Genomic DNA, 25,364 nt, shown 5'->3' with positions numbered 1-25,364 from the left:
GGAGGAAACCATGCCCGACGCTGACCGCTTCCTGACGCAGGCCATAACGCTCGCCCGCGACAATGTCCGCAAGGGCGGGCGGCCGTTCGGCGCCGTGCTGGTGATTGATGGAGAGGTGGTGGCAACCGGCGTCAATGGCGTGATCGAGACGCATGATCCGACAGCCCATGCCGAACTCGTTGCGGTGCGCGCGGCAGCGATCAAGCGCGGTACGGCGACGCTCAAGGGGGCTTCAGTCTATGCCAGCGGCCATCCCTGCCCGATGTGCCTCGCCGCCATGCGGCTGGCCGGCATTACAGACATTGCCTATGCCTATTCCAACGAAGATGGCGCCCCCTATGGGCTGACCTCGGCGCCGCTCTATGCCGATCTGAGCAAGCCTTTTGCCGATCAGCAGATGACGTTTGCCTATCGTCCGGTGCGGCCGGAAGAAGAGACGGATATCTACGAGTTCTGGCGGGACATGCAGCAGGGCTAAGCCGTTGGGATCGGCCGGCACTTTGCGGCAGGCAGAGGGGTGAGATGCAGAACTATTTGTTGCGCGTATGGTCATCCCTATCGCTGCCGGGCCTGGTGATCGGCGTCCTGTTCTTTGCCGTGTCGCTGACGCCAAGCCTCATTCCGCGCCCCTATATGCTACAGGGCGTGTTGTCCGGCTGTTCGCTTGCGGCCGGATATGGGCTCGGCGTGTTCGGCCGCTGGCTCTGGCACTATCTCGAGCTTCCTGCCCTTGCGCCAAGGCTCGGGCGTCTGATCCGGGTCCTGGCTGTTGCCGGATGTGCAGGCGTCGCCATCGTTTTCCTCTGGCAGGCCGCCCGCTGGCAAAATTCCGTGCGCAGCCTGATGGGGCTTGATCCGGTGGAGACGGCCGAGCCGCTGAAACTGGCGCTGATCGCCCTTCTGGTATTCATCGTCCTGATCACGCTCGCCCGTCTTTTCAGGATCACCTTCGCCTTTCTGTCGCGCAAATTCGAGCATGTCACGCCAAAGCCTGTCGCCCGCCTGCTCGGTATCTTTCTGGCGCTCGCGTTGTTCTGGTCGGTCGCCGACGGCCTGCTTCTGAAAGCCGGCTTGCGGCTGGCGGACTCCTCCTTCCGCGAGCTGGATGCCCTGATCGACAGCGATCTGGCGCCGCCTGAAAATCCCTTGAAGACCGGCAGCGCCGGATCGCTCATTCCCTGGCAGGATCTTGGATTTCGCGGCCGTGAATTCGTCACCTCCGGCCCGACGGCGGAAAAGATCGGCGCTTTCCTTCATCAGCCGGCACTGGAGCCGATCCGGGTTTATGTCGGCCTGAATGCGGCCGAAACCGCTAAGGACCGCGCGGCGTTGGCGCTTGCCGAACTCAAGCGCACCGGCGCCTTCGAACGCTCCACGCTGATTGTCGTGGTCCCGACCGGCACCGGCTGGGTCGATCCGGCAGCGATGGATACGGTCGAATATCTGCACCATGGTGATGTGGCGAGCGTCGCCCTGCAATATTCCTATCTCACCAGCTGGCTGTCGCTGCTGGTCGAGCCGAGCTACGGCGCGGAGGCGGGCGAGGCGCTGTTCAAGACGGTCTATGGCTATTGGACGACGCTGCCGAAGGATAGGCGCCCGAAACTTTATCTGCATGGCCTCAGCCTCGGAGCGCTGAATTCTGAGCGCTCGGCCGATCTCTTCGATGTGATCGGCGATCCCTTCCAGGGTGCGCTATGGAGCGGCCCTCCCTTTGCAAGCGCCGGCTGGAAATCGGCGACGGCAGGACGAGAGCCGGGTTCTCCGGCCTGGTTGCCGCGCTTCCGCGACAGTTCCGTCATCCGCTTCACCGCGCAGAAGAATGCGCTGGATATTCCGGGCGCGTCATGGGGCCCGATGCGGATCGTCTATCTGCAATATGCCAGCGACCCCGTGACCTTCTTCGATCCCCATTCCTTCTACCGGGAGCCGGACTGGATGAAGCAGCCGCGCGGCCCCGATGTCTCGCCCTATCTGCGCTGGTATCCGGTCGTCACCATGCTGCAGCTGGCGCTGGATATGGCGATGGCGACGACCTCGCCAATGGGCTACGGCCACGTTTATGCGCCCGAACATTACGTCGATGCCTGGATGGCGGTGACCGATCCGCAAGGCCTGGCGCCGGGCGATGTCGAGCGCCTGAAGGCGATGGTGTCGAAACGGGATTGAGGTTCCGGCGGCAGTACGCGGCCGGAACCTTGGATATCAGGCACGGCTGACGGGTGCGAGCAGCCTCAGCGCATTGATCGTCACCAGCACGGTGGCGCCGGTATCGGCGAGGATCGCCGGCCACAGCCCGGTGATGCCGGCAATGGTGGTGACCAGGAAGACCGCCTTCAGGCCCAGCGCGATGATGATGTTCTGACGGATGTTGGACATCGTCCGTTTCGACAGGTCGATCATCTCGGCGACATCCCCGACCCGGCCGTGCAGCACGGCGGCATCGGCGGTTTCGAGCGCCACATCGGTGCCACCGCCCATGGCGATGCCGATATCGGCCGCGGCCAGCGCCGGCGCGTCATTGATCCCGTCGCCGACCTTGGCAACGGTAAATCCCTGCTGCTTCAATTCGCCGACGATCCGCTGCTTGTCTTCCGGCATCAGCTCGGCGCGCACCTCGATGCCGAGCTGCTTGCCGATGGCGGTCGCCGTGCGTGTGTTGTCGCCGGTCAGCATGACGATCTTCACACCCGCATCCGTCAGCGCTTTCAGCCCCGATTTGGCGTCTGGACGTGGCTCGTCGCGCATGGCGATCGCGCCGGCCAGGGTCTCGCCGATGATCAGCACCGAGACGGTCTTGCCCTCGTCGTTGAGCGCGGTGATTGCGGCCGTCTGGTCGGCAGACAGCGCGATGCGGTCGCCGGCAGATTGCGGCGAGCCAAGAAAGACCGCCTTGCCATCCACCGTCGCCGTCACCCCCTTGCCGCCCAGCGCCTTCGCATCGGACACAGCGGGAACTGCGACCTTGTCTGTTGCAGCGCGCTCCAGGATCGCCTTGGCGAGCGGATGGCTGGAGCCGGTTTCAAGCGCGGCAGCAAAGATCAGCACGTCGGCTTCGGAATGGCCGAAGGCGAGGATATCCGTGACCTTGGGCTTGCCTTCCGTCAGCGTACCAGTCTTGTCCAGCGCAACGGCGGTAATGGTGCCCAGAGTTTCCAGGACAGCGCCGCCTTTGAGCAACAGGCCACGGCGGGCACCGGCCGACAAAGAGGCAGCAATGGCGGCCGGCGTCGAGATCACCAGGGCGCAGGGGCAGCCGATAAGCAGGATAGCAAGGCCCTTGTAAACCCATTCACCCCATTGGCCGCCGAAAAACAATGGCGGAATGATCGCGACCAATGCTGCGACGATGACCACGCCCGGCGTGTAATAGCGCGAGAAACGGTCGATGAAACGCTCGGTCGGTGCCTTGGATTCCTGCGCTTCCTCGACCAGCTTGACGACGCGGGCAATGGTATTGTCGGCGGCCGTCGCCGTCACCCGGACGCGCAGGGCTGCATCGCCGTTGATTGTGCCGGCGAAGACCTTTTCATCGACGCCCTTGCGCACCGGCGTGCTTTCGCCGGTCACCGGCGCCTCATCGATGGCGCTTTCGCCCGACAGGATCACGCCATCGGCGGAAATGCGGTCGCCGGGACGAATAAGAATGGTGGCGCCGACGGCCAGGCTTTCGGCAGGGACCGTCCGCGTCTGGCCGTTTTCCTCCACCAGCGCCTCCTTCGGCACCAGGGCCGCCAGCGACTGAATGCTCTGACGTGCCTTTCCGGCGGCAACGCCTTCCAGAAGCTCGCCGACAAGGAACAGAAAGACCACGGCTGCCGCCTCTTCGCCGGCATTGATGATGACAGCGCCAATAGCCGCAATCGTCATCAGCATCTCGATCGAAAACGGCGTTCCGGCCATCGCAGCCATGATGGCGCGCCGGGCAATCGGGATAAGCCCGATCAGCATGGCAACGATAAAGGCGTAGGATGCGATCGATGGCACGAGATGGCCGACGCCATAGGCGATGACCAGCGCCGCACCCGAAAGGATCGTCAGCCTGCCCTTTTTGCTCGCCCACCACGGACCGTTTGTTGGCCTATGGTCATGCCCGTGCAGGCCTTCGACGGCGTCTTTGGCGGCGGGCTTGGCATGATCGTGACCCGCATGGTCGTGGCCGTTGTGATCGTGATCCGCATGATCGTGCTTGGCCTGATCGTGCTTGGAATGATCGTGGCCGTCATGGCTTTGATCGCCGTGATCATGGCCGCAGCAGGCTTGCTTGGTATCCGCAACCGGCGCAGTTTTGCCGGCGATCTGCGAGACGGAGTAGCCGAGGCCGGTCACTTTTTTGGCGATTGCCGTGAGGTCGCTGACATCGTCATGCTTCACGGTCATCGTGCCCGCCGTCACCGAAACCGAAACGTCGGTGACACCCGGCATGCGCCGGACTGCCGTATCGATCTTGGATGCGCAGGAAGCGCAATCCATGCCCTCAACCCGGTATCGTGTCTGTGTTGCCTCTGCCATCGTCCGCTTCCTGTGTGCGTGCTTGTCAAACTCTGGCATCTTTCCTACATCCTCTAGTGACTAGAGGTGCAAGAGGAAAATAGATGAAAAATATCAGTATTGGCGAGGCGGCGCGAAAAAGCGGCGTCAAGGTGCCGACTATCCGCTATTATGAAGGCATCGGCCTCTTGCGTGAGCCAAGCCGCAGCGAGGGCAATCAGCGCTCCTACGAGCAATCCGACCTCAATCGCCTGACCTTCATCCGCCATGCCCGCGAACTCGGTTTCGAGGTGGAGGCCATCCGCACGCTTCTCAGCCTGCAGGACAATCCCCTGCAATCCTGCGCGTCCGCCGATGCCATCGCCAAAGCAAGACTCATCGAGGTGGAACAGCGTATCCGCAGCCTGATGGCGCTGAAGGCCGAGCTGGAAATGATGGTGGAGGGGTGCGGCCATGGCCGGGTCGATCAGTGCCGGGTGATCGAGGTTCTCGCCGATCACGCCCAGTGCACGCATCACGGCCATTAAAGCTGGAAGTCACAGTGCGATTGATGGCTGGGAACAGCCTTGATCATGCAAATTTCCGCCGAAAAAATATTTACAGCCGTCTGGAACCTTTTAAATATTCCTGCGTTAATCGCCAGTCGATAATCCTACCCGTCAATTTATATGCCCGGAAAAATTTAATGCCAGATCGGTCCCGCCGAGCCCAGTTGCGCGAAACGACGTCGCAAGCCCACGCCTCGCTCGACCAGATGGTCGGCTCCTTTGATAGCGCGGATTCATACAAAAGCTATCTGCGGGGCATCTGCGCATTCCGCGAGGCTGTCGAGCGAAAGCTCACATCGGCAGGCTGGCCGCCGCATTGTGATAGCTGGAGCCCCGAGCTGTTTTCAGATCTGATCGCGCAGGACCTTCAAAACCTGGGCGTCAACCCGCAGCCGATGGTGGAGGAGCCGGACGTGGAGGAGAGCCCCGAGGCTTTGCTGGGCATGCTCTATGTGCTGGAAGGCTCCGCACTTGGCGCCCGCGTTCTGTACAAACGGGCGCAGACGCTTGGCTTTGATGCGGATTTTGGCGCCCGGCATCTGGCCGTTCAGTCGCGCCGCAGTGATCGCTGGCCCGCATTTCTGGCCTTGCTTGAAAATGCCGATGGTATCGATATGGACCGGGTGGCCGATGCCTCGCGGGCAACATTCAAGGCTGCCGAACAGGCATTCCGTCAGGCATCCCATGAGCCAGCGTGACATCAATACCACCGGGCAGGTCGATCTCACCAATTGTGACCGCGAGCCGATCCATCTTCCCGGCAGCATCCAGCCGCATGGCTGCCTGATCGCCTGCGATGCCCGGGCGGCCACGGTTTTGCGGCATTCCGCCAATGCCGGAACCATGCTGGGTGTTTCTGCCGATCTCAACGGCTTGCCGCTGGAAACGCTTGTCGGGTCCGAAGCGACGCATACGTTGCGCAACGCGCTATCGACGCTTGCAGAAGGCGGGCGTCCGGCACTGCTGCCGGGGCTGCATGTCACGGCCGGTATTTTCGATGTCTCGGTGCACATTTTCCGCTCGACCGTCATTATCGAGTTCGAGCCTGCGTCCGCCGGCCAGCCGCTGCAGCTGGCGCGCAGCCTGATCGGCCGCATCAGCGATATCGGCGATATCGATGGTCTGGTGCGCCAGTCCGCCCGGCTGATCCGCGGCATGCTGGAATATGACCGCGTGATGATCTATCGCTTCGAGCAGGACGGCTCCGGCAAGGTGGCGGCCGAGGCCAAGCGCGGTGATCTCGAAAGCTTTCTCGGCCAGTATTTTCCCGCCAGCGATATTCCGCAGCAGGCCCGCATCCTCTATTTGAAAAACACCATTCGCATTATCGGCAATGCCAGCGGCGAGCGGATCGGCCTCATGCCGGTTTTCGACGCCTCGGGCGAGGCGCTGGACCTGTCGCTGGCGCATCTGCGCAGCGTTTCGCCCATCCATTGCGAATATCTGCGCAACATGGGTGTCGCGGCATCGATGTCGATTTCGATCATTGTCGATGGCGCTCTCTGGGGCCTGATTGCCTGTCACCATTACCAGCCGCGGATTTTGTCGATGGCGGAACGGGTGGCGGCCGAAATGTTCGGCGAATTCTTCTCGCTGCATCTGACGTCGCTGCGGCAGAAATCCAAGCTGGCAGCCGCCAACCGCGCCCGCGCCTCGCTTGATCGGTTCCTGCGCCTGGCCTCTCATCACGCCGATATCGCCCATTTGCTGACGGAACACCTGCCGGATTTCGATGCGCTGATGCCCTGCGACGGGATTGGTTTGTGGATGAACGGGGTGTGGAGTGCCTATGGGACTGTTCCGCCTGCCGCCGCTATTCCCGAACTTGCGCGGCTTGTCGGCACGCTGGCCGAAGGCCGGGTCTGGGCCACGCATGCCCTGTCGCAGCGCATGCCGGAGGCGGAGGCTTTCTGCGCGCAGGCCGCAGGTGTCCTCGCCATCCCCCTGACGCAGACCAAGCGGGATTACCTGCTGTTCTTTCGCAAGGAATTGATCCAGACCCTGAATTGGGCCGGAAATCCCGACAAGACCTATGAGACCGGTCCGCTGGGTGACCGGCTGACACCGCGCCAGAGCTTCGCCATCTGGAAACAGACGGTGCATCAGCAAGCGCAACCCTGGACGGAAGCCGACCGCGAGATTGCCGATGTGACGCGCGCAGCTTTGGTCGAAATTGGATTGCGCCACAGCGAGCTGATGGCGGAAGAGCGCAGCCGCGCTGAAGTGCGCCAGCGCATGCTCAATGAAGAGCTGAACCATCGCGTCAAGAATATCCTGGCGCTGATCAAGTCGCTGGTCGGCCAGCCGCTGCAGGACGGCCGGACGCTGACCGATTATGTCACGTCGCTGAAGGGCCGCATCCAGGCTCTGTCCTTCGCGCATGATCAGGTGGTGCGCGGCGATGGCGGCGGGCTGCTGCTCGATCTGTTGAATGCGGAACTGACGCCCTACCGGCAGCCGGCCATATCGATCACGGTCCATGGGCCGCCGGTCCTTCTGAATTCGCGTGCCTTCTCGGTCATGGCTCTGGTCCTGCATGAACTCTCCACCAATGCCGCCAAATATGGTGCCCTGTCGCGGCCGGGCGGCCGTCTCGACATATCCTGGTCGCTCACCGCGCATGGCGATTGCGATATCGTCTGGCGTGAATCCGGCGGCCCTCTCGTCTCGCCGCCGTCGCGCACCGGTTTCGGCACGGCGCTGATCGATCGCAGCGTGCCGTATGATCTCGATGGCCAGAGCGAGGTGACCTATGCCAGCGAAGGGGTTACGGCCCGGTTCCGGCTGCCTGGAAAACATATTTCGCTGACGGAACAGGCGGTCTATTCGCCCTCCGGCCAGATAACCGGCGAAGAACCGCGCAAGGCGTCTCTGCCAGAAGATCTGAAGGTCATGCTGGTCGAAGACCAGATGCTGATCGCGCTCGATGTCGAAGGCATGCTCGGCGATCACGGGGTGCTCGATGTGATGACGTCGGCCTCCGCCGCTGATGCCTTGAGCAGGCTTGCGCAATACACGCCCGATGTGGCGATCCTCGATGTCAATCTGGGCGCCGGCACCTCGCTTGCCGTGGCGCGCGAACTGGTGGGGCGAAACATTCCCTTTCTGTTTGCCACCGGCTACGGCAACAACGAAATGATCCCGCCTGATTTCTCCTGGGTACCGGTCATTCGCAAGCCTTATGACGCGGCGTCGCTGATCACGACGATTGCCGGGCTTTTGGAAAACAGAGGCACCCGGTGATCTGATTGCCTCGCGGCGGTGCGTCGAGTAGGGTCCAGCCGGAAGGGCAGGCGCAACCGCCGCCCGGCAACGGAATTCGCCATGACGCTTCAGGGAAAACGTATCCTCCTCATCATTTCCGGTGGGATCGCAGCCTATAAGAGCCTCGATCTGATCCGGCGCCTGCGTGAGCGCGGAGCATCCGTGCGCCCGGTGATGACGGCCGGTGCGCAGGCCTTCGTCACCCCGCTTGCCGTCGGCGCACTGGCTGCCGATAAGGTCTTCACCGAGCTGTTTTCCCGCGAGGACGAACAGGATGTCGGCCATATCCGTCTCGCCCGCGATTGCGATCTGATCGTGATCGCGCCCGCGACCGCCGGCCTGATGGCGAAAATGGCGCATGGCCTTGCCGATGATCTCGCCTCCACCATCCTTCTGGCGACCGATACGCCGGTGCTTGCCGCCCCTGCCATGAACCCGAAAATGTGGTCGCATCCCGCCACCCGCCGCAATCATGCAACGCTTGTTGCCGATGGCATCCGTTTCATCGGTCCAGCTTCCGGCGAAATGGCCGAAAGCGGCGAAAAAGGCGAGGGGCGGATGGCGGAACCGCTTGATGTCGCCGCTGCCGCAGAGGCGCTGCTCGATATAAGCCCCAAACCTCTCACCGGTAAAAAAGCCATCGTCACATCCGGACCGACGCATGAGCCGATCGATCCCGTGCGCTATATCGCCAACCGCTCGTCCGGCAAGCAGGGCCATGCCATTGCCGCCGAACTCGCCCGGCTCGGCGCCGATGTGACGCTGGTCTCCGGACCGGTCACCATCGCCGATCCGAAAGGGGTCACGGTCGTGCATGTGGAGCGGGCCGAAGAGATGCGTGACGCGGTCCTTGCGGCATTGCCGGCCGATATTGCCGTCATGGTCGCCGCTGTGGCCGATTGGCGGGTGGCAAGCGCGTCCGGCAACAAGATCAAGAAGCAGCCCGGCGAAGCGCCGCCGCCGCTGCTGCTGACCGAAAATCCGGATATCCTCAAAACCATCGGCCATCATGCCAAACGGCCGGAACTGGTGATCGGTTTTGCTGCAGAGACGCAGAATGTCGCTGAAAACGGCCGCTCGAAGCTGGTGCGCAAGGGTGCCGATTACATTCTTGCCAATGACGTCTCGCCCCATACCGGCATCATGGGCGGTGATCGCAATACGGTGAAGGTGATCGGCAAGTCGGGTGACGAGGACTGGCCGGAAATGGACAAGCAGGCCGTAGCCGAACGGCTCGGCGCGCTGATCGCCTCACATTTCCGCTGATACCATCCGGTCCATCCGCGCCGTGCCGGGCGCTGTACCCGCCGTGCCGAACAGGCGCACATCGACGCCGTTTTCGCCGACGATGACGGCGGTTCCATCCGGAATTTCCACCCAGGTATTGTCGTCGTCGTTCAGCGGCTCGGAGACCAAGCAATAGCCGCCGCTGGGCCCCATCGGCGACGCATAGAGCGTCGGCGCCTTCCAGTCGGATGCATAGCGCACGGCATAGAGATCATGTCCGTCGGAAAGTGCCGCCGTGAAACGCACCAGAACCTTGCGCTCCAGGTGCTCGGCCAGCCGTTCGACGAAAGCGAGCGTCTCGGCGATTGCGCCCAGCGGATCCTGATCTAGGCCGAACTGCAGCGCCAGCAAGAAGAGAAGTTCACTATCGGTCGAGCCGGTGCGGGCGGTGTAGAGATCGTTGTCGAGCATCGCCTCCATCGGCCGGCGCAAATGCTCGAAATCGCCGATCTGGCCGTTGTGCATGAAGGACCAGCGGCCATGCACGAAGGGGTGGCAATTGTCGCGCCGCGTGCCGCCGCCGGTCGCAGCCCGCACATGGGCGAGAAACAGCGGCGAGCGGATCTGCCTAGCAATGCTTTTCAGGTTGCAGTCTGACCAGGCAGGCAGGATATCGCGGTAGCGGCCGGGTTCCGGATGATCGCCGTACCAGGCGATGCCGAAGCCGTCACCGTTGGTCGCCGTCTTGGCGCGGGTGGCGCAATGGGATTGCTCGATCAGCGAATGGGCCGGCGAGGACACCAGTTCTTCCAGATAAAGCGGCTCTCCGCGATAGGCTGCCCAGCGGCACATGCAGGATACTCCGGATTGCGGGGATGGCCCGCCTTGATGGTTCGTTAACCATGATATTGGCCGATCATCCGGCCGAACATGGTAAAAATGCGTTAACGAACTCAATCATTTCCCCATCTTCCCGGTCAATTGGCCATTTTGGGACGTCCGGCCTGTTTGATGGGGAATGCCGGACGAGAAACCGGCCCATTCAGTCCGGCAACCACTGGTAGGCATCATCCTTGGAATACCCGCTAAACCGCCGAAAAAATGCAGATGTGGAATGTATGTTCTATTCTTGCGGCGATGTTTTGCATAAGGTCCTACGCGACAGCAGAGAGCAGGAAGAGACCCGGATCCATGGCCGAACCCGAAAACAGCATCGCCATTCCGCAGGATTTCGACGGGCTCAAGACGATCATCCTGGAGCGCAAGGCGCAGCTGCCGAAGCGGCTGCGCCAAGTGGCAGCCTATGCGCTCGACAATCCCGACGAGATCGCCTTCGGCACGGCAGCCAGCATCGCAACGTCCGCCGATGTTCAGCCCTCGACGCTGGTGCGCTTTGCCCAGCATTTCGGCTTTGAAGGGTTTTCCAGCCTGCAGCAGATTTTCCGGGCACGTTTGCGCGAGCGCACGCCCGGCTATGATGAGCGCCTGAAGGCACTGAGTGGCAATGATCACAGCAAGCTGGAAAGCGGCTCGATCTTCAACGGCTTCGTGGCCGCAGCCCATCGTTCCCTCGACAATATCGCCAGTTCCGTCGAGCCTGAAGCCTTCGAGCGCGCCGTCAATATCCTGGCTGCGGCCGAAACCATCTATCTCGTCGCCAAGCGGCGGTCCTATCCGATCTCCGGTTACATGGCCTATGCCTTTGGAAAGCTGAAGGTCAAATATCAGCTGGTCGGCACGGCGGCCGGGATCGATGACGATATTCTGGCCATGGCCGGCCCGAAGGATGCGGCCTTCGCCGTCAGTTTCTCGCCCTATGCGTCCGAGAGCGTCAATCAGGCCAAGCTGCTCGCCAATCGCAGGGTCCCCGTCGTATCCCTGACCGATTCGGCCTTCTCGCCGCTGGCGGAATCCTCGAAAGTCTGGTTCGAGCTGGTCGAGGCCGATCATGCCGGGTTTCGCTCGCTCTCCGCCAGCATGGCCTTCGCCATGGCGCTGACGGTTGCCGTTGCGGAAAAAAGGCGGCGGATCGGCGAAGATGATTTAATAGAATGAAAATTCCACATTGACTAAACGACGGAATTTATGTTTCATAACGGCGATACCCCACCAGCCAATAAAAATGTCGGCGCGACGCAAGCGCCCGCCGGGAGGAAGCAGTGAGCCAGAGCAACGGTACGCAGGCGGACAAGCCGCTTGATCTTATCACCATCGGCCGCGCCTCGGTCGATCTTTACGGCCAGCAGATCGGAACCCGGCTTGAAGATGTCGCCAGCTTCGCCAAATCCGTCGGTGGCTGCCCCACAAATATTTCCGTCGGCACCGCGCGCCTCGGCCTGAAATCGGCGCTTCTGACCCGTGTCGGCAAGGAGCAGATGGGCCGCTTCATCCGCGAGCAGCTGGAGCGCGAGGGTGTCGAGACGAAGGGTATCGTCACCGATCCCGAGCGGTTGACGGCCCTTGCCATCCTGGCTGTCGAAAGCGACCATTCCTTCCCGTTGCTGTTCTACCGCGACAATTGCGCCGATAGCGCGCTCTGCGAAGACGATATTTCCGAGGACTTCATCCGTTCGGCCCGCGCCATCTTGGTCACGGGCACGCATTTCGCCAAGCCGCATACCGATGCCGCCCAGCGCAAGGCGATCCGCATCGCCAAGGAAAGCGGCGCCAAGGTGGTGTTCGATATCGATTACCGCCCGAACCTGTGGGGCCTTGCCGGCCATGATGCCGGTGACAATCGCTACATCGCCTCGGAAAAAGTGTCGGCGCATCTAAAGACTGTGCTTGCCGATTGCGACCTGATCGTCGGCACCGAAGAGGAAGTGCTGATCGCATCCGGCGACAGCGATCTTCTGGCAGCGCTGAAGACCATACGCGCCAATTCGAAGGCGACGATCGTCTTGAAGCGCGGCCCGATGGGCTGCATCGTCTATGATGGCGCCATCTCCGATAATCTGGAAGACGGCATTGTCGGCAAGGGTTTTCCGATCGAGGTCTACAACGTGCTTGGCGCCGGCGACGCGTTCATGTCCGGTTTCCTGCGCGGCTGGCTGAAAGACGAGCCGCACGCGACCTCGGCCACCTGGGCCAATGCCTGCGGCGCCTTTGCCGTGTCGCGCCTGCTCTGCGCGCCGGAAATCCCGACCTGGACCGAGCTGCAATTTTTCCTCGAAAAGGGCAGCAAGGAAAAGGCGCTGCGCAAGGACGAGGCGATCAACCACATTCATTGGGCAACCACGCGGCGCCGCGAAATCCCGCAGCTGATGGCGCTCGCCATCGATCACCGCAGTCAGTTGGAGGATCTCGCCGGGGACAATGCCGAGCTTTTGGCCCGCATCCCGGCCTTCAAGGTTCTCGCCGTCAAGGCGGCCGAGCGCATCGCCAATGGCCGTCCCGGCTTCGGCATGCTGATCGACGACAAATATGGCCGCGATGCGCTCTATGCCGTCAACAAGAACTTCTGGATCGGCAAGCCGATCGAGCTTCCTGGCTCGCGTCCGCTGCAGTTCGAGTTCAGCCAGGATCTCGGCAGCCGGCTGATCGAATGGCCGGTCGATCACTGCATCAAGGTCCTGAGCTTCTTCCATCCCGATGATCCCGCAGAGATGAAGGCCGCCCAGATTGCCAAGCTGCGATCCGCCTTCGAGGCGGCCCGCAAGGTCGGCCGCGAAATCCTCATCGAGATCATCGCCGGCAAACATGGTACGCTTGATGATACCACGATCCCGAGGGCACTCACCGAACTCTACGATGCCGGCCTGAAGCCGGACTGGTGGAAACTGGAGCCGCAGGCAAGCCGCGCCGCCTGGGCCGCGGTCGATGCCGTGATCGAAGCGCGCGATCCCCATTGCCGGGGCGTTGTCCTGCTTGGGCTGGAAGCGCCCTATGAGGCGCTGAAGGACGGCTTTGCCGCCGCCCGCACATCAAAGACCGTCAAGGGTTTCGCCGTCGGCCGCACGATCTTCGCCGAGGCCAGCAAGGCCTGGCTGGCGGGCGAGATCGATGACGAACAGGCGATCGCCGATATGGCGGGCAAGTTCGAGGCGCTGGTCAATCTCTGGCTCGGGCTGGCGGAAACGAAGGCCGCCTGATGGGGTGGTGCGGCATTCGTGGCTGTACCCCCCCTCTGTCGGCGACGCCGACATCTCCCCCTCAAGGGGGGAGATGAACCGGAACTGATGTGCCAACAACGGGAAAAGAATGATCTCCCCCCTTGAGGGGGAGATGTCCCAAAGGGACAGAGGGGGGTAAAACTTTCCTCATAGACAAGGTTTAATGCGAGGCAATGTCCTCGTTCGAGGAGGAAACAATGAGCCACAAGACCGTTCGCCTGACCATGGCGCAAGCCGTCGCGCGGTTTCTGACCAAGCAGATGACCGTGATCGACGGTGAGAAGACCCCGATCTTCGGCGGTGTCTTCGCCATTTTCGGCCATGGCAATGTCGCCGGTATCGGCGAGGCGCTGCATGGCATCAAGGACACGCTGCCGACCTACCGCGCCCAGAACGAGCAGGGCATGGCCAATGCGGCGATCGCCTTTGCCAAGGCAAGCTTCCGCCGCCGCTTCATGGCCTGCACCACGTCGATCGGCCCCGGCGCGCTTAACATGGTGACATCGGCAGCCCTTGCCCATGTCAACCGCCTGCCGGTCCTGCTTCTCCCCGGCGATGTCTTTGCCAATCGCCGTCCGGACCCGGTCCTCCAGCAGATCGAGGATTTCGGCGATGGCACGATGACCGTCAACGACTGCTTCCGCCCGGTTTCGCGCTATTTCGACCGGATCACCCGCCCCGAACAGATCATCCCGGCGCTGCGCCGCGCCATGCAGGTGCTGACCGATCCCGCCGATTGCGGCCCGGTCACGCTGTCGCTCTGCCAGGATGTGCAGGCGGAAGCCTATGATTATCCCGAAAGCTTCTTTGACGAAAAAGTCTGGACCTCGCGCCGCCTGCATCCGGATGCGGACGAACTGGCCCATGCGATCGCGGTGCTCAAAGCGGCGAAAAAGCCGGTCATCATTTCCGGCGGCGGCGTGCTGTATTCCGAAGCCAGCAAGACGCTTGCGGCCTTTGCAGAACGGCATGGCATTCCGGTCGTCGAAACCCAGGCCGGAAAATCATCGCTGCCGCACAGCCATCCTCTCAACATGGGCTCGGTCGGCGTCACCGGCACATCGGCCTCCAACCAGATGGCCGAGGATGCCGATGTCGTTCTCGCCGTCGGCTCGCGCCTGCAGGATTTCACCACCGGCTCCTGGTCGCTGTTCAAGAACGACAGCCTGAAGATCATCGGCCTCAACACGCAAGCCTTCGACGCCGCCAAGCATGAAGCCCTACCGCTGGTCTCCGACGCCCGCGTCGGCCTCGATGCGCTGAGCGCCGGTCTGGGGTCGCACAAGGTGGATGCCAGCTGGACGCGGAAGGCAACGGACGGCAAGGCCGAATGGCTGAAGGCCGCAGACAAGGCGACTGCAGCGACCAACGCAGCGCTGCCCTCCGACGCGCAGGTGATCGGCGCCGTCCAGCGGGCCCGCACGGAAAATACCACGCTGGTCTGCGCCGCCGGTGGTCTTCCCGGTGAATTGCACAAGCTCTGGCAGGCGGATGCCCCCGGCAGCTATCACATGGAATACGGCTTCTCGACCATGGGCTATGAAGTCGCCGGCGGCCTCGGCGTCAAGCTCGCCAAGCCCGACAGCGACGTCATCGTCATGGTCGGCGACGGCAGCTACATGATGCTGAACGCAGAAATTGCCTCGTCGATCATGCTCGGCGCCAAGATCACCATCGTGCTGCTCGACAATGCCGGTTACGGCTGCATCAACCGGCTGCAGATGGCGACCGGCGGTGCCAACTTCAACAACCTGCTTCGCGACACCCATCACGTCACGCTGCCGGCGATCGATTTTGCCGGTCATGCTGCAGCCATGGGGGCGCTCACCCGCAAGGTCGCCTCGATCAGCGAGCTGGAAATCGCGCTGAAGGAAACCGCCGGCGAAAACCGCACCACCGTCATCGTCATCGATACCGACCCGCTGATCACCACCGGCGAGGGTGGCAACTGGTGGGATGTGGCGGTCCCGGAAGTCTCCGTCCGCTCCGAGGTCAACGCGGCCCGCAAGGGCTATGAAAAGGCGCTCGCGTCGCAGCGTATCGGTTAGAACAGGTATTCACACACTCCGTCATCCTCGGGCTCGCCCCGAGGATCCAGCCGCAAGGCGCCATCGGAAAGCCCGGGGATGACGGCAATACAAAATGAGAGGGGAAGGCCGGCCGCCTTCTTTCCAAGGAGAATGTTCATGAAAGCCAAACTCGGCATGTCGCCCATTGCCTGGTGGAACGACGACCTTCCGGAACTGAGCGACGACGTGTCGCTGGAGGAATGCCTGCGCCAGTCGCGCAGCGCCGGCTTTACCGGCATGGAGCAGGGGCGCCGCTTTCCCAACAATCCCGACGAGATGCTGCCGATCCTGCGCGCGGCCGACGTGACGCTCTGCGGCGGCTGGTTTTCCGGCACGCTGGTCGATGAGGATCTCTCAGCCAACAAGGACCGCATCGCGCCGATGATCGAGCTGTTCAAGGCTGTCAATGCGCCTTGCATCGTCTATGGCGAAGTCGGCCGTTCGATCCAGGGCGACCGGTCCAAACCGCTCGCCACCAAGCCGCGCCTTGGCGATGACGAGATGAAAGCCTATGCCCGCCGCGTTACCGAATTCGGCGAATGGTGTGCAGACCAGGGCATGCCGCTCTCCTACCACCACCATATGGCGGCTGTCGTGGAAACCGAGCCGGAACTCGACGCCTTCATGAAGAATTCGGGCGAGGGCATCCCGCTGCTTCTGGATGCCGGCCATCTGGCCTTTGCCGGCGGCGACGTGCTGCGCGCCATCGACAACCACCATGCCCGCATCAACCACGTGCATGTGAAGGACATCCGCCAATCCGTCGTCGACGGCCTGGATCGCAGCCGCCAGTCCTTCCTGGACGCGGTGGCGCTCGGCGCGTTCACTGTGCCCGGCGACGGCTCGCTCGATTTTGGCGCGATCGTTCAGCGTTTTGCTGATTACGGCTATGAAGGCTGGTTCGTCGTCGAAGCCGAGCAGGACCCCCGCAAGTCGCCGCCGCAAAGGATGGCAGAGGTCGGCTATGCCGAACTGATGCGCGTCATGACCGCTGCAGGCTATACAGTGGAAACGGAAGGGTTTCCGAAGGGGTGATCGCTTCGGGCACATTTGGTGGGGTGGTTTACCCCTCACCAACTTCGGCCAAGGGTTCGCAAATGCTCACCCTGCCTGCGTATCCTCTCCCGCAAGGGGAGAGGTAAAACCTGCCGCACCATCCTGCCTCATGTGAGGGGCGGTGATTGTGGCACCCTACCTCTCCCCTTGCGGGAGAGGATAGTAAGCCCGCGTGAGACGCAGTCGAACGCATGGGCGCACTTGGTGAGGGGTAGAAACGCTCCTCGAACACATGAGGAGAACATCATGCCGAACCTGCTCGTAAAACCCAAGGGCGACAAAGGCCGCGTAACGCACGTCACGCCGCAAAACGCCGGCTGGACCTATGTCGGCTTCGATCTCAACAGGGTGAAGGCAGGCGAGACGGTCTCGGGCGAAACCGGGGATCGCGAGGTCTGCCTGGTGTGGGTCAGTGGTAAGGGCGAGACCAGCGTTGACGGTCAGGATTTTGGCGTGGTGGGCGAGCGCATGACGCCGTTCGACGGCGCGCCGCATGCGTTATATGTCGCGCCGGGCGCAGCATGGCAGGTAACGGCCGTTACCGATCTCGAACTCGCCGTCTGCTCCGCGCCGGGCGGTGGCGGCTTCAAGACCAAACCCATCCCTGCAGGCACTCACCCGCAAATGACACGCGGCAAGAATACCAACACCCGCTATGTCACCAACATCATGCCGGAAGACGACAATGCCGCCCATTCCCTGCTGGTGGTCGAGGTCATCACCCCCGGCGGCCATACATCGTCCTATCCGCCGCACAAGCATGACGAGGACAATCTGCCGGCCGAGAGCTTTCTGGAAGAAACCTATTATCACCGGCTGAACCCATCCCAGGGCTTTGCCATGCAGCGGGTCTACACCGATGACCGCTCGCTGGACGAGACGATGGCGGTGGAGGATGGTGACGTGACGCTGGTGCCGAAGGGATATCATCCGGTGGCAGCGATCCATGGCTACGACCTCTATTATCTCAATGTGATGGCCGGCCCGTCCCGCGTCTGGAAATTCAACAATGCTAAGGAACATGCCTGGCTGTTCACCGGCGTCTGATGCGCTAGTTTCCTTCTGAACGAGGAGAAACAGCATCATGCATATCGATGGACATTGTCACTGCGGCGCGATCCGGTATGAGGCTGAGATCGATCCGGACAAGATCGGCATCTGCCATTGTACCGATTGCCAGCATCTGACCGGCTCGCCCTACCGGGTGACGGTCTCCGTGCCGGCAGCCGATTTCCGCATCATTGCGGGCGAGCCAAAGACCTATACGAAGACTGGCGACAATGGCAGCACGCGCTTCCAGATGTTCTGCGGCAATTGCGGTTCACCAATTTATACGACGGGCACCGGTGCGGATGCCGAAGAGGTCGGTATCCGTTGGGGCAATATCACTGAGCGCCGCGATCTTGCGCCCAAGCATCAGATCTGGTGTTCTTCTGCGGCCAACTGGTTTGGCGAGCGCGATGCGCTGCCGGGCCGGGAGCGCGAATGAAGTGCGCGAATAAGAGCGCGAATGAAGTGTGCGACTGAGGAGCGGTGCAGGTCATGAAAACCGGGATATTCCGGATGCGTCCCTGTGCAATGAAGGGGGTGGAGGCCGTCGAGGCGGATACCGCCCATAGTTTCGGCCGCCATACGCATGACCAGTTCGGCATCGGCGTCATCCTGCGCGGCGCCCAGAAATCTGCCAGCGGCCGCGGTCCGGTCGAAGCCGGTCCCGGCGACATGATCACCGTCAATCCCGGTGAAGTGCACGACGGCCATCCGATCGGCGCTGAAGGCCGTGCCTGGCGGATGCTCTATGTCGATCCGGAGGTGATTGCTGAGGCCGTTTTGGATATCGGCGAGGGCAGGGCGGAGGATTTTGTCTTTTCGCAGCCGGTCATGCACGACGGACGAGCCGTTCGAAGTCTGCTGCCGGTCTATGCAGCGATGACGCAGATGGGTGAAACACTGGCGCCGGAATCAGGATTCCTGCAGCTGCTTGCTTCCCTGATGACCCGCCGTAACGTTTCCCGTTTCGTCCCGCCATCCGTCAAACGGGCCATGGCCATGCTGGACGATGATCCCGCTGCCGCCACGTCGCTTGCCGATCTCGCTGCCGCAAGCGGCCTCAGCCGTTTCCAGGTGGTGCGGGCCTTTTCTGAAATGACCGGCATGACCCCGCATGCCTATCTCGTGCAGCGCCGCATCCGCTCCGTTCGCCGGATGATCGCCAAGGGGACGCCGCTTGCCGATGCGGCCTTTGCCGGCGGCTTTGCCGACCAGAGCCATATGACCCGGGCTTTCGTCCGCGCCTATGGCATCACGCCGGGCGCCTACGCTCTGGCGCATCGCTGACCCCTGCAATTTCGTTCAAGACCAGCGGGCAAATATCCGCTTTTCTGCGGCCTTCCTCATTGAGCGGAGTGCATCATGACCCTTGAATATCTGCTGACATCCATCGTCGTTATCCTGCTGCCCGGCACCGGCGTGCTCTATACGCTGGCAACGGGCCTCAATTCCGGCGCGCGCGCCAGCATTCTCGCGGCCTTCGGCTGCACGCTCGGCATTCTGCCGCATATCATTGCCAGCGTCGCGGGACTGGCGGCCCTTCTGCACACCAGCGCGCTGGCCTTTGAGGTGATCAAATATCTCGGCGTTGCCTATCTGCTGTATATGGCCTTTAGCGTCCTTCGCGATGCCGAAAGCCTGCAGGTCACGGAGAAAGCCCGGCCCATGCGGCCCGGCAAGATCATCGCAACGGCCATTCTGCTCAACAGTCTCAATCCGAAACTGTCGCTGTTCTTTCTGGCTTTCCTACCGCAATTCGTGCCGGATGCCACACCGTCGCCCACCCTGTCTATGCTGTGGCTTGCCGCCGTGTTCATGGCGCTCACCTTCATCATTTTCGTGTTCTACGGCGTCTTTGCCGCAGCGGCACGGCGCCATGTCATTTCGCGTCCTGGCGTGACCCTCTGGCTGCGACGCGGTTTTGCCGGTGCCTTCGGGCTGATGGGGCTGCGGCTGGCGCTCTCTGCGCGCTAAGGCGGGCAAGAAAGCTCGCCGGGGCCCGTCCAGAGGCGATATCCATTTGATCTTGAGGGGGAATCCCCTTATTCGAACGGGGTAAGCCGCGCAGTCACAAGACAGGCGGCGACCTTCAAAGGAGTCAGTCCCCGTGTCTTCAGTGTCCCAGCCGGTCTTCGGCAAGAAATACTCCGCCTTTCTGTTCGATATGGATGGAACGCTCCTGAGCTCCATCGAAGCGGCCGAACGGGTCTGGGGGAAATGGGCTGCAAGCCACGGCCTGGACGTCGCCACCTTCCTGCCGACCATGCACGGCAAGCGCGGCGTCGATACGATCCGCCAGCTGGGCTTGCCGGGCGTCGATCCGGAAGCGGAATCGGCGATCATCTGCCAGGGCGAGATCGAGGATATCGAGGGCGTCAAGCCGCTGCCGGGCGCGATTGAATTTCTCAAAAGCCTGCCGCCGGAGCGCTGGGCCATCGTCACCTCGTCGCCGCGTGAACTCGCCAAGGTGCGCATCGCCGCCGCCGGCCTGCCGGAGCCGAAATTCATCGTCATCGCCGAGGATGTCTCGCGCGGCAAGCCGAGCCCGGAATGCTACCTGCTCGGCGCCAAGCGCGTCGGCTTCGATGCCAAGGATTGCCTCGTGTTCGAAGACGTCGCCGCCGGCGTCATCGCCGGCGAAGCGGCCGGGTCCGACGTGATGGTCATCACCGCCACGCACACCCATCCGTTCGTAACAACCCACCAGACGATCCCGGGCTATATCGGCATCGAAGTCTCGGTCGATGAAAACGGTGATCTCACCCTGACCGATCGCCGCTGATCGCAACCATCACCGCCCCGTGTGGGTGAGGATATTGACGATCGTGCCGAAGGGGTCGCGGACGTAGAAGCGCCGCACCCCCCAGGGTTCGTCGGTGATTTCATAGACGATCTCCAGGCCCATCCGCTTGGCTTTTGCATGGATCTCATCGACATTATCGACCTCGATGGACAGCTGCGGCACCGGCGTTCCGGAGCCGCCTTCGCTGGCGATGGACACCTGTGCTGGCGCCTGCTCCCCGGATGCGAAAGTCAGGATCCAGCCGTGGTCCATGACGAGGTCGAGACCGAGCAGGTCGCTATAAAAGGCCCGGCCCGCCTCAGGGTCCCTGGCCTCAAGATTGGCGACGATACGAAGAACGGTCATCGCTCAAATCTCCTGTGCCCGCGCTTTCGCCATCGACGCGTCGAGTTGCGAGATCAGGGACAGGAGCATGTCGTTGGCCGGTGTCGGCACACCGGCCATGCGCCCCAAAAGCGTGACGGCGCGGGTGAGCGGCGTGATCTCCATCGGCCGGCCCTGTTCGAGATCCTGCAGCATCGAGGTCTTGGCATTGCCGAGCCCCCGGCCATGCTCCAGCTTCTCCTCCACCGTTTCGCGGACATGGCAGCCGAGCTTCCCGGCGACGCTATGCACCTCCGTCATAACCTGCTTCACCAGGTCCACGGCCGGTCCGTCCATGATCTCCGAAATCCGCCCCCTGGTCAGCGCGCTGATCGGATTGAAGGCCGCGTTGCCGAGAAATTTCGACCAGATCTCATCGCGGATGCGATCCGTCGTCTTGATCGTCCAGCCGCTGGCCTGCAGCAGATCCGCAATCGCCGTCAGTTCCGGCGAGATCGCGCCGGAGGGCTCGCCGAGATGCAGAAGGCCGCCGCTGGTGAGCCGGATATGGCCGGGCTCCAGCATCTGCGCGCCCTGATAGATGACCCCGGCGATCACGCGCTGCGGGCCGATCCGCTGCCAGATCAGGCCATCCGGATCGAGCGCCTCGACCTTGCGGCCTTCAAGACCACTCGTCTTGTCGCCATGGAAATACCACCAAGGAATACCGTTCTGGATCATCACCACGCGGCTGTCCGGTTTCAAAAGGCCGGCAATGTCGGCGCTGGCTGCCGTCAGCTGATGTCCCTTGAGGGTCACAATGACGAGGTCTTGGCGCTCAAGTTCGCCTGCATTACCGGTTGCGGCAAATCTGGCAACCAGCGGCTCGGTCTTGCCGGGCTCATGCAGGTGCAGACCCTTGTCCCGGATGGCGTTGAGATGTGCGCCGCGCGCGATCGCCGTGATCGTCGCGCCCTTGAGCATCGGAGAGGACGCCAGCCGCGCCGCCAGCGCCCCGCCAATGGCGCCTGCGCCGAAAATGCAGATGCTGCGGAACTGGCCCGGCTTCGTTTCGGTACTTTCCATATCGTCCCCTCCAGGCGTTTCCTTCGCTGTCACTGTCGTAGCAACGGCCAAAGCACGCGGCCAGCCGCGAAATCTGCCTGCCGCTAAAACGTGATCGCAACCGGCTACTTTATGGCGCGCGAGAACGCGTAGGAGCCCGAATGCACGGTGGGCGCTCCCCGATCTCCCCCTCTCCCCCGCGGGGAGAAGTGCCGAACGCAGTGAGGCGATGAGGGGGCCTTTCGGCAAATTCGGAGCGTCCCGCCCCCTCATCCGCCCTTCGGGCGCCTTCTCCCCGCCGGGGAGAAGGGGAGATTGAGAGCAATCACGCCGCCTTTGCGACGTGATATTCCTTGATGGCGATCATCTTGATGGCGGGATAACGCTCCGCCTCGTAGCGCAGCGAGAACGTGTCCTGCGCCAAAAACACCGGATCGCCATCGAGATCGCGGGCGATATCGCCGCGCCGGGCGGTAATGAACTTGTCGAGATCCGCCGGCTGGTCGGCCGAAATCCAGCGGCAGACCGAAAAGCGGGCAATGTCGAAGGAGACCGGCAGGCCGTATTCCGATTGCAGCCGTTCTTTCAGAACGTCCAGCTGCAGCGCGCCGACGACGCCGACAATGGCGGGCGAGCCGTCTTCGGGCGAAAACAGCTGCACGACGCCTTCTTCGGCCATCTGCTGCAGCGCTTCCTTGAGCTTCTTTGCCTTCATCGCATCTTCCAGGCGCACGCGGCGCAGGATTTCCGGCGAGAAGTTCGGCACACCCTGAAACACCAGCTGCTCGCCCTCGGTCAGCGTGTCGCCGATCCGCAGCGTGCCGTGATTGGGGATACCCACCACGTCGCCGGCATAGGCGGTGTCGGCCAGCTGCCGCTGCGAGGCGAAGAAGAACTGCGGCGCGGTCAGCCCGAGCTGCTTGCCGGTCCGCGCCAGCCGCGCCTTCATGCCGCGTTCCAGCTTGCCGGAGCAGACGCGGGCAAAGGCGATGCGGTCGCGATGGTTCGGGTCCATGTTGGCCTGAATCTTGAAGACGAAGGCGGTCATTTTCTCGTCGGTTGCATGCACGGTCCGGATATCGGCCACCTGGTCGCGCGGCGGCGGTGCGATGTCACCCAGCGCGTTGATCAGGTCGCGCACGCCAAAGTTCCGGAGCGCCGAGCCGAAGAAGACCGGCGTCAGATGGCCTTCGAGGAAAGCCTTCTTGTCGAAGGGCTTGCAGGCTTCGATGGCGAGCGACGTCTCGTCGATGAAGGCCTCGCGCTCGTTTTCCGGCAAGCGGTGGGCGACCATTTCCGGGCCGTTGACCTTGGTGGGGATTTCCTGCGTGTCGGAGCCGCGCACGGTATTGTCGGCCAGGTGATAGGAGCCGCAGAAGGTCTTGGAACGGCCAATCGGCCAGGTCACCGGCGCGCAATCGAGCGCCAGCTTCTCTTCCACTTCATCGAGAATTTCGAAGGGATCGCGGCTTTCGCGGTCCATCTTGTTGATGAAGGTAATGATCGGGATGTCGCGCATGCGGCAAACCTCGAAGAGCTTCAGCGTCCGTGGCTCGATGCCCTTTGCGGCATCGATGACCATGACGGCCGCATCGACGGCGGTCAGCGTGCGATAGGTATCGTCGGCAAAGTCTTCGTGACCGGGCGTATCGAGAATGTTGAAGACATTGCCGTGATATTCGAAGGTCATCACCGAGGTGACGACCGAGATGCCGCGTTCGCGCTCGATCTTCATCCAGTCGGATCGCGTCTGGATGCGGTCCTTCTTCGCCTTGACTTCGCCGGCAAGCTGGATCGCGCCGCCGAACAGCAGCAGTTTTTCGGTCAGCGTCGTCTTACCCGCATCCGGGTGGGCAATAATAGCAAAGGTGCGACGGCGGGAAACCGCCTCGGCGATACTTTCGGCCATGATGTGAATCCTGTGAGTTGCCGCGTATGTAGCGATTCCGTGGATAACTTGCAATTCGCATTGGCCCTACCCAAGCCGGAATTGCTAGGAAGAAGCATGTCTATTCCATCCTCCACCCGCCCGGCCCTCAAGCTCGTCCGCCTGCAAAACGGCGAGGGCATCGATCTTCCCGCTTATGAGACTGCAGGCGCCGCCGGCATGGACCTTCGCGCCGCCGTCGAGGCGGACCGGCCGCTGTTCCTCGGCCCCGGAAAACGGGCGCTGGTGCCGACCGGCTTCATCTTCGAGGTTCCCGCCGGTTACGAGGCGCAGATCCGCCCGCGCTCCGGCCTTGCCTTCAAGAACGGCATCACCTGCCTGAATACACCCGGCACGATCGACAGCGATTATCGCGGCGAGGTCAAGGTTCTGTTGATCAATCTCGGCGACGATGATTTCCTCATCGAGCGCGGCATGCGCATCGCCCAGATGGTCATTGCTCCCGTGACGCAGATTGCCGTGCTGGAAACAACGGATGCCAGCGACACCGCGCGCGGCGCCGGCGGCTTCGGCTCCACCGGCGTTTAATTGGCAGGCGCTGCAGACAGCCACGGCCTGACATTCCGGCAGGATTACTTTGACGATCCTGCAGCCTGGGCCGCGCTGGCCGCCCTCCTCAAGGATACGTTCGGCATCGATGTCTCCATCCAGGATCACTTTGGCGGTCCGGACCCGACCAGCATGCCGTTTGGTTATTTCGATGCGGACGGCGTTTGCGCTGCCAATTTCAGCGTCTTTTCCATGCCAATGATAATCGATGGCCGCCTGGTCCGGACAGCGGGGTTCCAGTCGGGCGCGGTGCGGCCGCAATGGCGCGGCAAGGGGCTTTATCGCGACCTGATGAACCGCGCGTTCGGCTGGTGCGACGAACAGGGATTTGAACTCGGTATCCTCTTGACGGACAAGCCGGCACTCTATGAGCCCTATGGCTTCCGGATCCTGCCGCAGCACCGGTTTGTAGGCTCCCCGCCGCCGGTGGCAACGAAGCCCGCCGGCCCGGCGCGCGCCCTGTCACTGGATAAAGCTGCCGATATCGCCCTGATCCGGCACGCGTTGCAGGGGAGAACGCCGGTTTCCCCGGTTTTCGCCGTGGCGGCGCAAGCGGAGATGTTCCTGCTCAACAGTGCCTTCGATGCCGGTATCAGGCTCAGTTTAATGGAGGACTGGGAAGCCGTCGTGGCCTGGACATCCGAGGGCACAACGTTCGAACTTCTCGACATCGCCGGAAAATCCATCCCGCCGCTCTCGGCCATTCTCAGCGCGCTTGATCAGCATCCCGATCACGTCCGGGTTTACTTCCCGCCCGGAAAATTGGGCTGGCAGGCCACGCCGGAGCTGTCTCCGTCCGATATCTGCCTGATGGTCCGGGGAGACGATGCCAACCCCGTGTCCAGCCCCGTCATGCTGTCGCCCATGGCCGAGTTCTGA

The 25,364-nt window shown here is 62.4% G+C and carries 22 protein-coding genes; 17 read left to right on the top strand and 5 right to left on the bottom strand.

The window, feature by feature from the left end; all coding sequences use genetic code 11:
- Positions 1–10 precede the first annotated feature (10 nt).
- The gene (locus PYR65_RS21265; protein ID WP_276119413.1) at positions 11–478 is read left to right on the top strand and encodes a nucleoside deaminase; all 468 of its coding nucleotides are present in this window, start codon (positions 11–13) and stop codon (positions 476–478) included.
- Positions 479–522: 44 nt separating this feature from the next.
- The gene (locus PYR65_RS21260; protein WP_276119412.1) at positions 523–2,169 is read left to right on the top strand and encodes an alpha/beta hydrolase; all 1,647 of its coding nucleotides are present in this window, start codon (positions 523–525) and stop codon (positions 2,167–2,169) included.
- 36 nt (positions 2,170–2,205) lie between these two features.
- On the opposite strand, the gene PYR65_RS21255 is transcribed toward PYR65_RS21260, so the two are convergent.
- Positions 2,206–4,512, bottom strand: coding sequence for a heavy metal translocating P-type ATPase (locus tag PYR65_RS21255; RefSeq protein ID WP_276119411.1), 2,307 nt, complete (start codon positions 4,510–4,512; stop codon positions 2,206–2,208).
- Positions 4,513–4,595: 83 nt separating this feature from the next.
- Here PYR65_RS21255 and PYR65_RS21250 point away from each other — a divergent pair, with 83 nt between their 5' ends.
- From PYR65_RS21250 to coaBC, 4 genes are all read left to right on the top strand, one after another.
- Positions 4,596–5,018, top strand: a complete 423-nt coding sequence (locus tag PYR65_RS21250; protein WP_276119410.1) for a MerR family transcriptional regulator — start codon at positions 4,596–4,598, stop codon at positions 5,016–5,018.
- Positions 5,019–5,176: 158 nt separating this feature from the next.
- Entirely contained in the window at positions 5,177–5,737 is a 561-nt protein-coding gene (locus PYR65_RS21245; RefSeq protein ID WP_276119409.1) for a biliverdin-producing heme oxygenase, read from the top strand.
- Positions 5,724–8,282 (top strand): HWE histidine kinase domain-containing protein, encoded by a 2,559-nt coding sequence (locus PYR65_RS21240; protein WP_276119408.1) that lies wholly within the window; start codon positions 5,724–5,726, stop codon positions 8,280–8,282. Before PYR65_RS21245 ends, PYR65_RS21240 begins: the two co-directional genes overlap by 14 nt.
- 81 nt (positions 8,283–8,363) lie before the next feature.
- On the top strand, positions 8,364–9,569 hold the full coding sequence (coaBC, locus tag PYR65_RS21235; protein ID WP_276119407.1) for a bifunctional phosphopantothenoylcysteine decarboxylase/phosphopantothenate--cysteine ligase CoaBC: 1,206 nt from the start codon (positions 8,364–8,366) through the stop codon (positions 9,567–9,569).
- Here coaBC and PYR65_RS21230 read toward each other — a convergent pair.
- Positions 9,555–10,382, bottom strand: a complete 828-nt coding sequence (locus PYR65_RS21230; protein ID WP_276119406.1) for a class II glutamine amidotransferase — start codon at positions 10,380–10,382, stop codon at positions 9,555–9,557. The genes coaBC and PYR65_RS21230 overlap by 15 nt on opposite strands.
- Before the next feature lie 339 nt (positions 10,383–10,721).
- On the opposite strand from PYR65_RS21230, the gene PYR65_RS21225 reads away from it, so the two are divergent.
- From PYR65_RS21225 to PYR65_RS21185, 9 genes are all read left to right on the top strand, one after another.
- Positions 10,722–11,585 (top strand): MurR/RpiR family transcriptional regulator, encoded by an 864-nt coding sequence (locus PYR65_RS21225; protein ID WP_276119405.1) that lies wholly within the window; start codon positions 10,722–10,724, stop codon positions 11,583–11,585.
- A 104-nt stretch (positions 11,586–11,689) separates the two neighbouring features.
- Positions 11,690–13,621, top strand: a complete 1,932-nt coding sequence (locus PYR65_RS21220; RefSeq protein WP_276119404.1) for a bifunctional 5-dehydro-2-deoxygluconokinase/5-dehydro-2-deoxyphosphogluconate aldolase — start codon at positions 11,690–11,692, stop codon at positions 13,619–13,621.
- Positions 13,622–13,839: 218 nt separating this feature from the next.
- Entirely contained in the window at positions 13,840–15,690 is a 1,851-nt protein-coding gene (iolD, locus tag PYR65_RS21215) for a 3D-(3,5/4)-trihydroxycyclohexane-1,2-dione acylhydrolase (decyclizing) (protein WP_276119403.1), read from the top strand.
- A gap of 138 nt (positions 15,691–15,828) precedes the next feature.
- A complete protein-coding gene (gene iolE, locus PYR65_RS21210; RefSeq protein WP_276119402.1) occupies positions 15,829–16,746 on the top strand; it encodes a myo-inosose-2 dehydratase in 918 nt (305 codons plus the stop codon).
- Between the two features lie 267 nt (positions 16,747–17,013).
- A complete protein-coding gene (iolB, locus tag PYR65_RS21205; protein ID WP_276119401.1) occupies positions 17,014–17,814 on the top strand; it encodes a 5-deoxy-glucuronate isomerase in 801 nt (266 codons plus the stop codon).
- 37 nt (positions 17,815–17,851) lie between these two features.
- Positions 17,852–18,256, top strand: coding sequence for a GFA family protein (locus tag PYR65_RS21200; RefSeq protein ID WP_276119400.1), 405 nt, complete (start codon positions 17,852–17,854; stop codon positions 18,254–18,256).
- Between the two features lie 53 nt (positions 18,257–18,309).
- Positions 18,310–19,104 (top strand): AraC family transcriptional regulator, encoded by a 795-nt coding sequence (locus PYR65_RS21195; RefSeq protein WP_276119399.1) that lies wholly within the window; start codon positions 18,310–18,312, stop codon positions 19,102–19,104.
- A 75-nt stretch (positions 19,105–19,179) separates the two neighbouring features.
- Positions 19,180–19,791, top strand: a complete 612-nt coding sequence (locus tag PYR65_RS21190; protein WP_276119398.1) for a LysE family translocator — start codon at positions 19,180–19,182, stop codon at positions 19,789–19,791.
- A 133-nt stretch (positions 19,792–19,924) separates the two neighbouring features.
- The gene (locus PYR65_RS21185; protein ID WP_276119397.1) at positions 19,925–20,599 is read left to right on the top strand and encodes an HAD family hydrolase; all 675 of its coding nucleotides are present in this window, start codon (positions 19,925–19,927) and stop codon (positions 20,597–20,599) included.
- A 9-nt stretch (positions 20,600–20,608) separates the two neighbouring features.
- On the opposite strand, the gene PYR65_RS21180 is transcribed toward PYR65_RS21185, so the two are convergent.
- The 3 genes from PYR65_RS21180 to PYR65_RS21170 all read right to left on the bottom strand — a co-directional run bounded on the left by PYR65_RS21180 (position 20,609) and on the right by PYR65_RS21170 (position 23,897).
- Complete coding sequence (locus PYR65_RS21180; protein WP_276119396.1) at positions 20,609–20,965, bottom strand: VOC family protein; 357 nt, start codon at positions 20,963–20,965, stop codon at positions 20,609–20,611.
- 3 nt (positions 20,966–20,968) lie between these two features.
- Positions 20,969–22,009 carry a ketopantoate reductase family protein gene (locus tag PYR65_RS21175; RefSeq protein ID WP_276119395.1) on the bottom strand — a complete coding sequence of 347 codons (1,041 nt, stop codon included), beginning with the start codon at positions 22,007–22,009 and terminating at the stop codon, positions 20,969–20,971.
- 304 nt (positions 22,010–22,313) lie between these two features.
- Entirely contained in the window at positions 22,314–23,897 is a 1,584-nt protein-coding gene (locus PYR65_RS21170; protein ID WP_060638036.1) for a peptide chain release factor 3, read from the bottom strand.
- A gap of 96 nt (positions 23,898–23,993) precedes the next feature.
- Between PYR65_RS21170 and dut the strand changes: the two genes are divergently transcribed.
- A complete protein-coding gene (gene dut, locus PYR65_RS21165; protein ID WP_276119394.1) occupies positions 23,994–24,464 on the top strand; it encodes a dUTP diphosphatase in 471 nt (156 codons plus the stop codon).
- A complete protein-coding gene (locus PYR65_RS21160) occupies positions 24,465–25,364 on the top strand; it encodes a GNAT family N-acetyltransferase (RefSeq protein WP_276119393.1) in 900 nt (299 codons plus the stop codon).

The organism is Pararhizobium qamdonense (genome assembly GCF_029277445.1).
GTDB classification, from domain to species: Bacteria; Pseudomonadota; Alphaproteobacteria; order Rhizobiales; family Rhizobiaceae; genus Pararhizobium; species Pararhizobium qamdonense.
The sequence above is the reverse complement of the archived record's forward strand: the minus strand, read 5'-3'. Positions and strand labels throughout refer to the sequence as shown.